The organism is candidate division WOR-3 bacterium (genome assembly GCA_039801245.1).
Lineage (GTDB): Bacteria > Hydrothermota > Tepidihabitantia > Tepidihabitantales > Tepidihabitantaceae > JAOABP01.
Genome location: JBDRUF010000015.1, coordinates 1 through 14823 on the forward strand (window position 1 = coordinate 1; position 14823 = coordinate 14823).

The window sequence follows — 14823 nt, forward strand, 5'->3', positions numbered from 1 at the left end:
GTGAGCAACTGAAGATTGCCAGCGGTGAAAGGCTTGAGGTCAAGGAAAGCCCGGACTGGCCAATCGGGCACGCTATTGAATGCCGGATTTATGCTGAGGACCCGGACAATGACTTTCAGCCATCACCGGGATTGATTGCCGACCTTTTTCTGCCCAATGGTCCGGGAATCAGGGTTGACGGTTATGTCTATCACGGTTATAAGGTGCCGCCATTTTATGACCCATTGATTGCCAAAATCATCTCCTGGGGTAGAGATCGGGATGAGGCGATAAGAAGGATGGAAAGGGCGCTCTATGAGACAACAATCCAGGGTATTTCAACAACGGTTGAGTTTCACCGCCGACTTCTTTCCAGCCCGAGGTTTCGCAAAGCCAACCTTACAACAACCCTTCTTGATGATGTCTGGTAGCGGCCGAGGGTGAATGGAAATTCCTTAACCTCAACCTGATTATAACCGGGGTGGTGGGGAGGACCTGCCATCCTTTTCTTGGTAAAATTTGCCAAGGCATTGGAAGATAAAATTTTAACTAAATCAGACAAAGATTGGGTGTTAATTTTTTGAAAAATCGGGCTCTAAATAAGGGGGAGCGTTCGTAAAAATCCTCTTATCCTTGACCACGCCTGCACCTTCCTTATAATACCAATAATGTGTGAGAATAAATTGAACGATTTTCCTTCAAGATACGACCCAAAGCCGGTAGAGGAGAAATGGTATCGGTTCTGGGAGGAGAATGGCTATTGCACCGCCAAGCCCGATTCACCAAAGCCAAAGTTTTCCATTGTGATTCCGCCACCCAATGTTACCGGTTCCCTGCATATGGGTCATGCTCTTGACAACACCCTGCCCGATATTCTCATCCGCAGGAAGAAGATGCAGGGTTATGAGACGCTCTGGCTGCCGGGAACCGACCATGCCGGGATCGGTACGCAGGTGAAGGTTGAGCAGATGCTGGCAAAGGAGGGCAAGACCAGATTTGACCTTGGCAGGGAGGAGTTTCTCAAGCGCGCCTGGGAGTGGAAGGAGAAGTACGGTAATGAGATTGTCAAGCAGTTGCGCCGGCTGGGCTGCCTCTTGGACTGGACCCGGTTTCGGTTTACCCTTGATGAGGTGTGTGCGCGGGCGGTGCGTGAGGCTTTTGTCCGCTATTATGAGAAGGGGCTGATTTACCGCGGGTTGCGGATTGTCAACTGGTGCCCGCGCTGCCTGACCGCACTCTCAGATCTGGAGGTGAAGGACAAGGAGGAAAGGTCCTATCTCTGGTATATCCGTTATCCGCTAATGGATGATGAGGGGAAGTTTGTGGTGGTGGCAACGACAAGACCGGAGACGATGTTGGGCGATACCGCGGTTGCGGTCAATCCCAATGATGAGCGTTATCAGCACCTTGTGGGCAAGATGCTCTCTCTGCCCTTAACCGAGAGGAAGATTCCGGTGATTGCCGATGAGGCGGTGGAGATGGGCTTTGGCACCGGCGCGGTGAAGGTGACGCCGGCACACGACCCGGTGGACTTTGAGATTGGTGAGCGGCACAAACTTGAGCGGGTCAAGGTGATTGGTGATGATGGCAGAATGACCAACCTGGTGCCAAGGAGATATCAGGGGATGACAAGGGAGGAGTGCCGGCAGGCGGTGATTGAGGATTTAAGGGCGCAGGGGCGCTTGGAGAAGATTGAGGATTACATCCATGCGGTTGGGACCTGCGACCGGTGCGGCACGGTGATTGAACCTCTGGCAAGCGAGCAGTGGTTTGTGCGGATGAAGCCATTGGCAGAGCCGGCAATTAGGGTGGTTGAGCAGGGCAAGGTGAGGTTTTATCCGGAGCGCTGGAAAAAGGTTTATTTAGACTGGATGGGTCAGGTGAGGGACTGGTGCATTTCCCGCCAGTTGTGGTGGGGGCACCGGATTCCGGTCTGGTACTGCCCGTGCGGGGAGCGGATAGTTGCGCGGGAGGAGCCGCAGCGATGCCCGCGCTGCGGTGGGGAAAAACTCCGCCAGGATGAGGATGTCCTTGACACCTGGTTTTCATCAGCGCTCTGGCCGTTTGCGACGATGGGCTGGCCCGAGGAAACAGTTGACTACCGGACATTTTTCCCGACCGATTTCCTTACCACCGACCCGGACATCATCTTCCGCTGGGAGGCAAGGATGATATTCTCAAGTATATTTTTTACCGGCAGGATTCCATTTGTTGATGTCTATATCCATTCAACTGTCCTTGACCGCCATGGCGCGCGGATGAGCCGTTCAAAAGGGGTCGGGGTTGACCCTTTGGAGATAATTGAAAAATACGGGACCGATGCCTGCCGGTTCACGATTGCCTATCTTGAGAGCCAGTCCCAGAGTTACCGGCTCTGGGATGAGCGGTTTGAACTGGGCAGGAACTTTGCCAACAAGGTCTGGAACGCCTGCCGGCTGGTGGCGCCGTTTGTCACTAATGAGCGCTCGGAATTTCCGCAAGCCGAGAGCTTGAACCCGATTGACAACTGGATTGTCGGCTGTTTCAATCAGACACTCGAGAGGGTGAATAAAGGGTTTGACAATTATAACTTTTCCTCGGCGGCACAGGCGCTATATGAGTTTTTCTGGCACGACCTTTGTGACTGGTATCTGGAGTTTGCCAAGCCCAGGATGAAAGCAAAAGACCCAACAGCAATTGCAGTTTTAACCGCATTGATGAAGGGCAGTTTGCAACTCTTGCACCCGATAATGCCTTTCATTACCGAGGAGCTCTGGCACCGTTTAAGATTTGGTGAGGGTTCAATCCTTGATTCTTGCTGGCCGGTTGCCTTTCCCCACACTGAAGCCGGGGTGAAGGATGTGGAGCGGATGCGGGATTTAATCATTGGCATCAGGCAGGTGCGGGCAGAGATGAGGGTGCCGGCAAAGAGCGCGATTGAGTGCGTGGTGAACACCAGTGATGAAAAATTTATTCGTTTTTTAAAGGAGGAGGAGGGGCTGATTAAAGAACTGGCAAAGGTGTCAAGGCTCAGGTTTGAATCAGTACGCCCACGGGCATCATCAGCAATCGTCTTTCCTGACTGGGAGGCTTATATTCCGCTTGCGGGGATTGTGGATGTGAAAAGGGAGCTGGAGCGCGTAAGGAGGGAGATGGAGGAGTTGAAGGGTTTGGTAAGGGAGATTGACCAGCGGCTTGCCAATCCGGATTTCTTAGCGCGGGCAAAGGCAGAGGTGGTTGAAAGGGAAGAGAGACGGAGAGAGGAGTTTGCCAGCCGGCTCGAGCGTTTGAGCCGGCAACTGGAGGCCTATCAAGAGTGAAAGGGTTTTTGAACAGTCTGGGCTGGATACTTTTTCTGGCACTGGCAGCGCTCAGTTTAATTTTCTATAACCTTAGTTATCTGCCCATCCAGGCAAAGGTGGTGCGGTTGGAGCAGGAGATTAAGATGTGGACCCAAAGGGTTGAGGAGCTAACCGACAGCCTGAAGATGGTAACATCTGGGGAGGATACCATTTTTTGCACCAGTTACCGGTTTGATGAGTTGTTTACCAGTCCTGCGGAGCTAAGGCTTTCCTCTCAGGGTGAGACGGTTTTGAGGGGAATTGGTGCCCAGTTGCGGGGTGGCAGGGTTGAGGTGATTGGTCATACCGATAGCAAGGTTCCGCCCGCACCCTGGCGGTCAAACTGGGATTATTCGGCAGCGGCAGCAGCAGTGGTTGCCAGGCGTCTGGTTTCTTTAGGCGTTCCCGCGGAAAGGGTGGTGGTGATGGGTGCAGGGGATACAAGACCGCTGATTCCACGAGGGGGTGCTGATGCCCAGTTTCTTAACCGCCGGGTGGAAATTGTCGCACTTGTTCGGTAAATGGGCACCCTAATTTTTGCCCTTTTTCTAATGACGCAACTGCAGAGCGATACATTGTTAAAAACTGAGGTAAGGAAATCACCGGGCAGGGCGGTGTTACTATCCCTTCTCATACCTGGTGGTGGGCAGGTTTATACCCGGAATTACTGGAAGGCGGCAATTATCGCGCCAGCGGAAATGGGATTGGGTTATTTTGCCTACAAGGAGCATATCAAAATGAAACAGGCGCTTGCGGTTCAGGATAGTAGTGGTTATTATCAGCACCGGGAGCGAAGAAATACATTGCTCTGGTGGACGGCGGCACTGGTGGTTTTTTCAATGGCAGACGCCTATGTTTCTGCTCAGATGTTTGGGTTTGACCAGGAGATGAGGCTTGATTTGGCGCCCAATCGTTTGGGGATTCAACTATCTTTGAGGTAATGCCGAAATTTTTTGCTGCCGCAGGCAGATTTACGATGGAGTGGTTTCTGTCTGCAGGGCTTTTGCCTGGGATAAAATTAAACGAGGGTGGGGAACCGGCAGGTGGTTGGGGGGTGGTTTACTGTTATGGCAACCGCCTTGAGGCGGTAAGGTCACCCCGGTCAAGGAGCGATAACGCGGTTTTTGGACAACTTGTTGAGGTCAGGACTGATATGGCGTTGCTCTATCTGCATAATCAAAATCAGATTTTGTCCCCCCGTTTGGTCCAGCCCTTTTTTAGGTGGGGGTCGGGAGGTGCTTGGGCATTTTGTCATATCGGTCAGATACCCCATCCCGAGAGGTTAATCTCCGAATCGCGGTGCCCTGATGGTCCTGACCCTGGGGAGATTTTATTTATGCATATATTGGAGCGGTTTAACCCAGATAAGCCTGCTGAGTCGTTATCGGCAATTTTCCCTGAATCCGAGGAGTGGGAGATTTCGCTATGTTTGATCTCGGCAGACACGATGGTAACATTCTGCCGGTTTGGGGATAATAGGCAGAGTGAAACAAGGCTCTGGCTCGGTAAGGGCGAACTTCTTCGGGTTGTTTCTTCACCGCCAATAGTTGACCTTCCCGGTATCAACTGGGAATCTTTACCTAACAATCAGGTGATAGTAATAACTCGGGAGCGGCGGGCGGTAATTTAGTAATAAAAACAGGTTAAGAATAAAGGGTTATCTGGGCATTGAGCCCTGACCCGTAACCCAAAACCGTGGGTGAAGCGTTTTTCAGTGCCGCCGGGCTTTGGCGCCGAATTCAACCAGTTCTCTAAACCCTTTCGGGTCAAAGGCTGAAGCAATGGCGGTTTCGTAAGTTACTTTGCCAGCGCGATACAGTTCGGCAAGATAGGCATCGTAGGATATGCTACCTTCAGCGCTCCCGGTCTGAATCGCCGAGTTCAGGTGTTCAATCTTACGCTCGCGGATAAGGTTACGAACCGCCGGTGTTGCCATCATTATTTCAAAGCAGCCGATTCTGCCCTTGCCCTCTGCCCTTAAGAGGAGCCGCTGGGAGAACACCGCCAGCAAGGATATGGAAAACTGGATTCTTATCTGGTCGCGGATTTCTGGTGGGAAGATGTCGATGAAGCGGGTGACCGTTTCCGGCGCGTTGGTGGTGTGCAAGGTGCCAATGACAAGGTGTCCGGACTCGGCTGCCCAAATAGTTGCTTCGGCAGTTGCCAAATCACGGATTTCGGCAACGAGAATCACATTGGGGTTGGAGCGCAACCCCTTCATAATCGCTTCACGGAAACTGGAGACATCAACACCAACCTCGCGCTGGGTAACCAAACCTTTCTTGTGGTCGTGAACGAACTCAATCGGGTCTTCAATGGTCAGAACATGGCGCGGGCTTTCAAGAATGTAGTCAACAAATGTCGCTTGGGTGGTGGTTTTTCCCATACCAGTTGGTCCGGTGACGAGGATTAAGCCGTGAGGTCGGTCAAGCAGGGCCTTGATGCGGGGGATGAGATAGGTAGGCACAAAAAGTTCTTCAAATGAGAGGATGCGTCGTGGAATCAACCGCAAAGCCAGCCCAAAATAGCCTTTCTGTTTATACACCGCCACCCGGAAGCGAGCCATATTTTTGAAGTTGAGCGCAAAGTCGCCTCCACCACCATTGTCAATCTGGGCACGGAGATGGCGCAGGTCCTTCGTGGCGATATTCTTGAAGCTTTCGGTTTTGTCGGGGGTGAGCACCGGGCATTTTTCAATCGGATGGAGAAGTCCGTCGATACGCAAGGTTGGCGGACGACCAACGGTTAAATGAAGGTCAGAGGCGTTCCGCCTAATGCACTCTGCGAGAAGCGAATCGAAATACTCTTCGTCCGACATTACTTAATTATTATACCCCCCCAGAGGCTCATGTCAAGCAGTTTTATAAATGGATGGCCAGCGCCTTCCCGTTATTGGCGTCCCTTTTCCTATTCATACCGCAAAGCGGTTATGGGGTTGAGTCTTGCCGCCCGAGATGCTGGATAAATCCCAAAGAAAATGCCAACAGTAGCAGAAAATCCAAAGCCAAGGATAATAGTCCAGAGCGGTGCCGCTGCTCTGAGATGAGCCGTAATTTCAACAACCTTGGCAATGCCCAGACCAAGTGCGATTCCAATTGCACCGCCGGCAAGGGCAAGTAACACTGACTCCAAAAGGAATTGATAAAGAATGTCACGGGTGGTAGCACCCAGCGCCTTTCTCAAGCCAATCTCGCGGGTCCTTTCTGCTACCGCAACGAGCATAATGTTCATAATCCCGATCCCGCCGACAAGTAGGGAGATGGCGGCAACCGCAATCATCACGATGAAGGCGACCCGGGTGATGTTACGGTATATTTCCCTGAGCGTTTCTTGGGTATTGATGCCAAAGTCGTCAGGCTTGTCATAGCCCAGACCGTGGCGCCGGCGCATAAGTTCCCGAACCTGGTCAATAACCTTCTCCAGCGCGACCCCCTTTTTTGGTGCTATCATAATGCTCATACTGTGGGCAAGTTCGCCATACCCCTTCTGGGGCGCAAAACCCTTTTCAAATGCTGAGAGCGGGATAATAATGATATTGTCCATTGTCTGACCCAAAAAACTGCCTTTTCGTTGCAGGGTGCCGATGATGGTAAAGCTTTTGCCTTCGATGATGAGTTTCTTGCCCAGCGGGTCCTCGTCAGGAAAGAGGTTGTCCACAACATAGCCACCAATCACACATACCTGCCTTTTGCGCAGACTGTCATCGGAGTTAATGAATCTGCCAGTCTCAATCCTGTAATTGGCAATTGCTGCATAGGACGGGGTAACACCCCCAATCTCAATCCCTGTTACCTTTCGGCCGCGATAGTTGAGCCGGCTAATCTGCCTTCCGCGAAACGGCGCCACATTTTCCACTAATGGCAGACGGGCGATTGCCAAGGCGTCTCCAATAGTTAGGTCGGGTCTTTTTGATATCTCCTCCCAGTCAATTCGTCCCATACCCCAAGACACCTTCTGAAGGATGATTGAATTGGAACCAAGGGAGGCGATCTGGCGCTCAACCTCATAGTTCATTCCCTGAATTAAAGAGATGATGGCGATAACGGTCATTACACCGATGATGATACCAAGAACGGTCAGAAAGGAGCGCAGACGGTTGGTGTGAAATGTGCCTAAGGCAAGTTTGAAAAGCTCGTAAAAGGGCATTTTTACTCCGGAACTACCCTGCCATCCCTGAGTCTGACAATTCGGCGGGCGTGTTGGGCAACCGTCTGGTCGTGGGTAACAATAACAATAGTGTTGCCTTCAGCCGCCAGCCGGTCAAAGAGACGCATTATCTCTGCCCCGGTTTTGGAGTCAAGGTTACCGGTAGGTTCGTCAGCAAGAATTACGGTGGGATGATTGGCAAGGGCACGGGCGATTGCCACCCTTTGCATCTCACCACCAGAAAGTTCATTGGGACGGTGATGAAGCCGCTCAGCGAGCCCGACCATCTCTAAAAGTTCTTGGGCGCGCCTAATCCGTTCCTTGCGGCTAACGCCGGCATAAATTAAAGGGAGGGAGACATTGGCAAGCGCGCTCAGCCGAGGGAGCAGGCTGTAGTTCTGGAAAACAAATCCGAACGCCTTGTTGCGCAGCCGGGCAAGTTCGCGGTCACCTTTCCCCCGGGTGTCCTCGCCGTTAAAGAGATACCGACCTGAATCCGGGGTATCAAGACAGCCAAGGATGTGCATCAAGGTGGATTTGCCCGAGCCGGATGGACCCATCAGGGCAACATACTCACCCTTTTCAATTTCCAGGTCAACCCCATCAAGGGCGCGGACAACGGTTTTGCCCAGAGAGTATGTCTTGACAATTTGTTCAGTTTTAATCAGCAAGGCTCAATCGCCCTTTACCTCTTTGGGATTAACCTGGGTGCCATCGGTTAAACGGGAAAGGAGTTTGTAGGGTCCGATGATGACCTCATCGCCCGGGCCAAGACCCTCAAGGATTTCAATCTCGGTGTCTGATGACTTGCCGGTGCGAATTGGTGTTAAGACCGCCCTGCCCTTTTTCACCACAAATACCGTCTCGGTCTCCTTTCCTTTAAAAACCCTTCTTCCCACCGCCTGAATCGGCACCACCAAAACTGAGTCCAAGCGGGCGGTGACGATTTCGGCATGAACCGTCATCCCCGGACGGAGGGAAGCGTTGGTGCCTTCTATCGCTATTTCCACCTCAAAGTTGGTGGCGGTCTGTTCAGTGGTGAGCGTCTTCTGCACCGGCATATAGCCAACCCTAATCACCTCACCGGTGAAGGTGGTGTCTGGGAGGGCGTCAACGGTTATCGTTGCCCTTTGCTTGGGCTCAAGCGCAACCACATCGGTTTCATCAACCTCAACCAGCGCCTCCATCTCGGAAAGGTCGGCAATGACCAAAAGTACCGTCCCGGAATAGTTCATCGTGCCGATGATGGCGGTCTCACCCTCTTTGATGTTCACCTTGGTCACCACACCGGCGATGGGCGCACAGATGACAGTTTTCTCATACTGGTCTTGTGCCTGGAGAAATTGGGCTTCAGCCACCTCATAAGCGGTTTTCGAAGCCTCAAACTGCTCTGGTGGGATAAGACCCCGGGCATAAAGGCTTTCCACCCTGGCATGCTTGAGCCGGGTCTGATTGAACTGGGCACGGGCAAGCACCAGTTGCGCCTCGTAACCCTGACGGTCCATCTCCAAGAGCGTATCACCCCGCCGGACCCAATCCCCTTCCTTTACCCGCACCCTTTTGACCACACCCATTACCTGGGCCTGCAGATTGACTTGGGCACGGGCACGCAAGGTGCCGGTGGCGCTTACCTTTGAAAGTATTGAGCCATACCCCACCACCTTTGTCTCACACTGAACCCCAGCCTCTCTCCGGGAGCGGTTAAGGATAATAAAGACAAAAAGTAATACGAGGATGCCGATGATTATCAGGGTTAGTTTTAAGGGTCTGTTCAATTTCCCTCCTTTTTTATTTCCATGCGGTTTTGCCTAAAAGATAGGCAATCTCCGCGGACTGGATATAGGTGTCGCAAAGGGCAGAAAGATACGTTGCCTCAGCCTGGGTTAAACCGATTTCAGCCTCTAACAGTTCTGATAAAGAAAGTGCTCCCAGGCGGTACTGGGTGGCGGCAAGTTCATATAACTCCCGGTTGAGTTCAAGGTTCAGTTCTGCCTGCTCGTAACGCCTCCGTGCCTCTTCATAGCCAAGGATCGCCCCTTGCGCAGCCGCGCGTAACTGCAGCCGGGCACGGGCAAGTGCAGCACGGGCACGACGGGAGCCGGCAAGGGCGTCGCCGATGTTCAAAATAAAGGTTTTGATGTCAGCAATGGGGAATGTTAAACTGATACCGTCAACGCGAGTGGATTTCTCCTGCCAGTGCTGATAGCTGCGGGGAAAGGTGGTGTCGCTATATTGATAGGAGCGATAGAGATTGAACCCGGGCAGAATCCGAGCAAAGGAGGCAAGAAGGTTGATGGCGGCAACCATTTTCAAATCCTTCAGCATCCTGACCCCGGGGTTAAATTTTTCCATCATTAAAAGGAGGCTATCAGGGTCGTGAACTGAGAGCTCTGCCGGTTGCCCCAGTTCCTGTTTTGCCCTGAGGGGTCTTCTGGAACTGATGCCAAGACGGGCGCAGAGGTTTGACTGGGCAAGGGTAAGCGCCTTTTCCGCACTTAACAGGTTCAGTTGTGCCTGGGAGTAAAAAGCCTGACTGCGGAGGAGGTCAATTTTTGCCGCCTGACCAAGGCGAAACCTTTCGGCTGTTAATCTTTGGCTTTCCTCTGCCTGAGCGAGCGCCTTTTGGGCACCCGCAAACAAAAGTTGGCTTTTCAGCAACTGGAAGTAGTCTGTGGTAACATCATAAACCAGCCTTGAGATTTTTTCCCGCGCATCAAGGGAGTGGTAACAGAAGTTAATAATGCCATTAATTAGACCGGCATAAACCAAAGGGTCAAAAACAACCTGAGTGATGGTGATATCACCTTTCCAGGCTGTTGCCAGTTCGTTTTTTGCACCGGTTAGAGTGGCGGAAGGTGTTGGTAATAGATTACTTATACCCCTCCCCAGGCTTACAGCGGCATCCACCCTGGAGGCGGTCCCCTCCACCACCCCCGGGCTTCCTTTGAGCGCCAGTTGTAATGCCTCATCAAGGCTGAGATAAAGGGTATCAGTAGAGGTGGTGGATATTAAGAGAAAGGAGAGCGCAATGGCAAATTGAATTACCGGCATCAGTCCGGAAAGGCAAGTCCGCCGGAAAGGGTGCTAAGTCCTGCAAGAATAAGGACATAAATAAACCAGAGACCGAAAACAAGGGCTGAGGTGCGCTTTAAATCAAGGTTAAAGATTACCTTCAGCCCGAGGCTGGTAAGCCCCAACTCCCAGAGGGTAAAGATATCTATGCAGGCAAGAACCCCTTTTAGGTAAAGTGGTGCGGAGGGTGCAAGCAATAGGAGGCTGGTAGTGGCGGTAATTTTGTTAGTGCTTAATATCAACAGGACCCGGAAAACCGCTGCCGGAATGCGGACCAGGGCGCTGTTGGTGGTGATTGCCCAGAGCCTGCCAAAACTTGAACCCGCGCCCAAAAGCGGTAAAAGGAGGTTGAGGACTGTTGTCCAGATGAGGAGCTGCAATGCGGACCAGATGGTGGCGGGCAGGCTGCGGACAAGGAAGCGGAAAAAGAGGTTTATCTTTGATGCCCGCTCATATAAATCCAATTCCACCTGCGCGGTCTTTTCAATCCGCTCAATGGCGGCATCACGCTGGTCAGAAGGCATCTTGCCCGTTTCCACCTGCTTTTCAATGAACCCCTTTACCCGGTTGATACGGTTTTCAGTGGCATTGATAAGTGTCTGCCTGGGTAAAATGATAACACTCAGGGTGCCAATAAAAAGGGGCAAAATAAGGGCAAGTATAAAAGGAGCCAGCCAATCCGGCTTTTCCTTTAGCTGGGCAAAGCGGTGGGTTGGCGAAAAAATTATGTGAAACACCGATTAGCGCCCCTTTGGGATTGTCAGCCTGCCGGTGTGCTGGACATTTGAGCGAAACTGCGGCCAGGTGGTTTTTGCCGGTGGGGCATCACCAAAAAGGGCATAGACACCGCCATCCCAAGAGCCCACATATACCGTCCCGTCCGAAGCAATTGCTGGTGAGGATGCGTAATAGATATCCTTCTCACCAGTAGCAATCTCCTGGGTGAGAACAATCTGACCAGCGGGATTTAGCGCATAAAGGATGCCATCGTCAGCGAGGAAATAAATCGTTCCATCTTGGGTTATTGCGGGTGTGGCGCAGATGGCATCCTGGGCTTCATAGATGTTTTTGAATGTGCCCGCTTGGGGCTTGGCGCAGAGATAGTAGCCATCGGTTCCGCAATATAGGGTTCCATCAGGACCAAATATGACCTCGGTGCGAATCTCATCCTGGTCTGGGACCGGTGTCCGCCAGCGCAACCTGCCATCTTTTGTAATGCAGTAGACAAAGCCGTCAAAATTACCAGCATAAATCTGCCCCTGGGCATCAATCACCGGTGCGGCAAAGAAGTAGGAGCCGTCCGGTGTTCCAAAAGCCCAGATTTTTTTGCCCTTGGAATTGAAGGAGTAAATAGAGTCGGCAGCCACATAGATTAAGCCGTTGGGTCCGATTGTTGGCGACGATGAACCTTCATCACCAAGTTGAATGGTAAAGCGGACTTTGCCTTTTGGTGTGAGGCTGATGAGTTTTCCCCTCCCGGTTAAAAGATAGATATTTTTGTCAAGGGCGACTGCGGGTGAGGTCCATAGTTCGTCACCGAGGTTGACCGACCACTTGAGATTGCCCAAGGTATCAAGGCAGTAAAGGTGCGAGTCCAAGGAGGGTAGATAGATAAGTCCGTTAACAACAGCACAGGCACCATAAATTGGTCCGCGGGCAGAAAATGTCCAGCGAAGGGCACCGGCAGGGGAAAGGGAGTAAAAGGTGCCACTTTCATCCCCGATGTAGATGTTGCCGTTGTAATCGAGCGTAGGTGAGGCGACGACCGGTTCGAGGGTAGGGAAGAACCATTTGACCAAGGAGGGAACAACCTGGACTGAACAGGGTTTGGACCAAAAGGATGTATTGCCTGATCCGTCCTTTGCCATTACCCTGATGGCAAATTTGCCCAGGGCATGGTAACGGTGGTAACGGTAGATTTCGTTGTTGGTGTAGAAAGGCTCGGTCCAGTTCAGGGTTTCACCATCACCCCAGTCAATCATGTAGGAAAATGGGGGCTGGGCATCTTTCGGTGGGAAGATGGCGAGTTCCAGTTCGGCAACGGTATCAATTTTAAGCGGATGGATAAGTGAGTCCGGGGGGGAAATCGCAAACAAAATAAAGAGGAGATGAATCATAAAGAAAATGGTAAACGAGAAAGGGCAAATGTCAAATAATATTCAGTATTTTTTTGGCGGCGGCGATGTCCTTACGGATCTCTTCAGCAAGCGCCAGAGGATTGGGGAAACGCTGTTCTGGTCGGATGCGTTCAATCAGGCGGATCGTGATCTTTTCACCCAAATCTACCTGGGATGGGAAATTGAGGAGGTGAATCTCTACGGTCTTCTGTTCGCCAGCAAATGTGGGGCGGAAACCGATGTTGACAACCCCGGGAAACTGTTGGGATTTAATTTCCGCGGTTCCAGCGTACACCCCCTCAAGAGGCAAAAGTTTTTCCTTTGGCGGCTGGATGTTGATTGTGGGAAATCCGATGCGCCTGCCGGTCCCAGTTCCTGGAACCACTATCCCCGTAAGGGAATAAGGTCGACCTAACAGTTCAGCCGCAAGCCGGATATGACCTAAGATCAGGTGTTCGCGAATTCTCGTGCTTTTCACCGGTGCGCCCAGATGGATAACCTCAGGCACAATCTCCACCTTTATTCCTTTAGGTTCAAGGATTCGCTTAAGAAGATTGACATCGCCTTTCGCCCCTTTGCCGAACCGGTGGTCAGCCCCCACAACAATCGCGGCAGGGTTAAGTTTAAGGAGATGGGTTTCAATAAACTCCTCTGGCTCAGTAGCAAGTAACTTCTGGTCAACACTGATGATATAGACCTGCTCGATGCCCAGTTCGGTTAGTAAGAGAAGTTTCTCTTCAAGCGGGGTCAGAAGATAAGGGAAGTCGGGATAAAGGAGCTGGGCTGGATGGGGATGAAAGGTGATAAGCCCGGGTGTGCCGCGATTATCACGGCAGATTTCCTGAACCCGCCTGATGATCTCCTGGTGTCCGAGATGGATGCCGTCAAAGCCACCGATTGTTAGATTAATCGGCATAGATGATGCGTTCCGGAAAAAGGGCGCCGTTTTTTATTCTGACGAGGGCAAGGAAACGGTTGTCTTCGGTCTGGGCAAGAACCAACCCTTCATGGGGGAGCAAGTTCCCAATGCCAATTTTGCCTTGAAAGAGCGCCTGCGCCTGGTCTTTTGAGACAAAAACCTTGGGTAGATGCCCAAGCGCCCTCTCAATTGGCACAAGGTATTCAGCGAGTTTGGTTTTAGACTCCTGTAATTGGCGGAGGGTATATGCCTGCGAGATTTTGAAGTTGCCGATACTTTTTCTAATCAAACTGCTAAGGGTGGCGGATGATGAGAGGGCAAGACCGATATCACGGCACAGGGCGCGGATATAGGTGCCTCCTGAAACCCGGGCATAAATCCGGGCAATGGGCGGATGCCATTCCAAGAGCCTGATTTCATACACATTGACAGTCCGAGGCTTTGGGTTAACATCGGCTCCTTTTCGGGCAAGTTTATAAAGTGGTTCACCTGCAGACTTCAGAGCGGAAAATCGGGGTGGGATTTGCTCAATTTCTCCCGCAAACTTTTGGTAAAGGAAATGGGCTAGTTCCTCAAGGGTGAGGGTGGGAACAGGTGTGGTGTTGATCACCCTGCCCGTAATGTCGTCGGTATCGGTCTGGATGCCGAACCTTATTTCCGCCTCATACTCCTTGGGCAGGTCCATTAGGAGCCGGCTGATTTTCGTTGCCTCGTTGACAAGTATCAAAAGAACGCCGCTCGCAAGTGGGTCAAGGGTACCGGCATGACCAATCTTTTTGGGCTTAAGGAGCGGTTTCAGTTGGCGGATGCAATCGTAGGAGGAGATACCAGCCGGCTTATTGATGTTGAGAATGCCGCGCATCAGACCCATCTGCTTTTTCTTCGGAATTTTCGGGGTTGAGTTCGTCAAGTATTCTGCCAATGCGGTCTTCCTGCATAAGGAGTTCGTCAACCTTGAAGTGGATTTCAGGAAGGAACTTCAGTTTCAGGCGCCTGCCCAGGAGGTGACGGATAAATCCCCGGGCGTGCTCAAGACGGGCAAGGGTGAGATTGCGTTGCTGGTTGTCACCCATCACCGTGAAAAAGACCGTGGCGTTGCGCAAATCACGGGAAAGTGAGCAGCGGGTGATAGTGACAAAGCCGATTTTCGGGTCAGATATTTTCGTCAAGACGATTTCGGCAACGATGTCGCGAATTGCATCTGCCACCCGTAGGTCCCGATGGTGCATAGGTTAATATTACAATTTTTTTGCCAAGTGTCCATTTATTC

At 51.8% G+C, this 14823-nt stretch carries 15 protein-coding genes; 5 read left to right on the forward strand and 10 right to left on the reverse strand.

The genetic code is table 11. From position 1 onward, the window contains the following. The 5 genes from ABIK47_03325 to ABIK47_03345 all read left to right on the forward strand — a co-directional run. A partial coding sequence (locus ABIK47_03325) for an acetyl-CoA carboxylase biotin carboxylase subunit (protein MEO0019656.1) occupies window positions 1-410 on the forward strand: 410 nt, incomplete at its 5' end. A gap of 237 nt (window positions 411-647) precedes the next feature. After that, entirely contained in the window at window positions 648-3278 is a 2631-nt protein-coding gene (locus tag ABIK47_03330; GenBank protein ID MEO0019657.1) for a valine--tRNA ligase, read from the forward strand. Further along, a complete protein-coding gene (locus ABIK47_03335) occupies window positions 3275-3820 on the forward strand; it encodes an OmpA family protein (protein MEO0019658.1) in 546 nt (181 codons plus the stop codon). Before ABIK47_03330 ends, ABIK47_03335 begins: the two co-directional genes overlap by 4 nt. Then, on the forward strand, window positions 3821-4240 hold the full coding sequence (locus ABIK47_03340; protein MEO0019659.1) for a DUF5683 domain-containing protein: 420 nt from the start codon (window positions 3821-3823) through the stop codon (window positions 4238-4240). Beyond that, on the forward strand, window positions 4240-4929 hold the full coding sequence (locus tag ABIK47_03345; GenBank protein ID MEO0019660.1) for a hypothetical protein: 690 nt from the start codon (window positions 4240-4242) through the stop codon (window positions 4927-4929). The genes ABIK47_03340 and ABIK47_03345 overlap by 1 nt, the downstream gene beginning before the upstream one ends. A gap of 81 nt (window positions 4930-5010) precedes the next feature. Here the strand turns inward: ABIK47_03345 and ABIK47_03350 are convergent, their stop codons facing one another. From ABIK47_03350 to rbfA, 10 genes are all read right to left on the reverse strand, one after another. Next, the gene (locus tag ABIK47_03350; GenBank protein ID MEO0019661.1) at window positions 5011-6117 is read right to left on the reverse strand and encodes a PilT/PilU family type 4a pilus ATPase; all 1107 of its coding nucleotides are present in this window, start codon (window positions 6115-6117) and stop codon (window positions 5011-5013) included. A gap of 89 nt (window positions 6118-6206) precedes the next feature. Next, entirely contained in the window at window positions 6207-7445 is a 1239-nt protein-coding gene (locus ABIK47_03355; GenBank protein MEO0019662.1) for an ABC transporter permease, read from the reverse strand. Window positions 7446-7447: 2 nt separating this feature from the next. After that, window positions 7448-8116 carry an ABC transporter ATP-binding protein gene (locus ABIK47_03360; protein MEO0019663.1) on the reverse strand — a complete coding sequence of 223 codons (669 nt, stop codon included), beginning with the start codon at window positions 8114-8116 and terminating at the stop codon, window positions 7448-7450. A 3-nt stretch (window positions 8117-8119) separates the two neighbouring features. After that, entirely contained in the window at window positions 8120-9220 is a 1101-nt protein-coding gene (locus tag ABIK47_03365; protein ID MEO0019664.1) for an efflux RND transporter periplasmic adaptor subunit, read from the reverse strand. A 13-nt stretch (window positions 9221-9233) separates the two neighbouring features. Further along, on the reverse strand, window positions 9234-10496 hold the full coding sequence (locus tag ABIK47_03370) for a TolC family protein (protein ID MEO0019665.1): 1263 nt from the start codon (window positions 10494-10496) through the stop codon (window positions 9234-9236). Then, complete coding sequence (locus ABIK47_03375; GenBank protein ID MEO0019666.1) at window positions 10496-11254, reverse strand: YIP1 family protein; 759 nt, start codon at window positions 11252-11254, stop codon at window positions 10496-10498. Before ABIK47_03375 ends, ABIK47_03370 begins: the two co-directional genes overlap by 1 nt. A 3-nt stretch (window positions 11255-11257) precedes the next feature. Continuing rightward, on the reverse strand, window positions 11258-12634 hold the full coding sequence (locus tag ABIK47_03380; protein MEO0019667.1) for a PQQ-binding-like beta-propeller repeat protein: 1377 nt from the start codon (window positions 12632-12634) through the stop codon (window positions 11258-11260). Between the two features lie 31 nt (window positions 12635-12665). Further along, a complete protein-coding gene (locus ABIK47_03385; protein ID MEO0019668.1) occupies window positions 12666-13550 on the reverse strand; it encodes a bifunctional riboflavin kinase/FAD synthetase in 885 nt (294 codons plus the stop codon). Next, window positions 13540-14475 (reverse strand): tRNA pseudouridine(55) synthase TruB, encoded by a 936-nt coding sequence (gene truB / locus ABIK47_03390; GenBank protein MEO0019669.1) that lies wholly within the window; start codon window positions 14473-14475, stop codon window positions 13540-13542. The genes ABIK47_03385 and truB overlap by 11 nt, the downstream gene beginning before the upstream one ends. Further along, window positions 14390-14782, reverse strand: a complete 393-nt coding sequence (gene rbfA, locus ABIK47_03395) for a 30S ribosome-binding factor RbfA (GenBank protein MEO0019670.1) — start codon at window positions 14780-14782, stop codon at window positions 14390-14392. The genes truB and rbfA overlap by 86 nt, the downstream gene beginning before the upstream one ends. Between the last annotated feature and the right edge of the window lie 41 nt (window positions 14783-14823).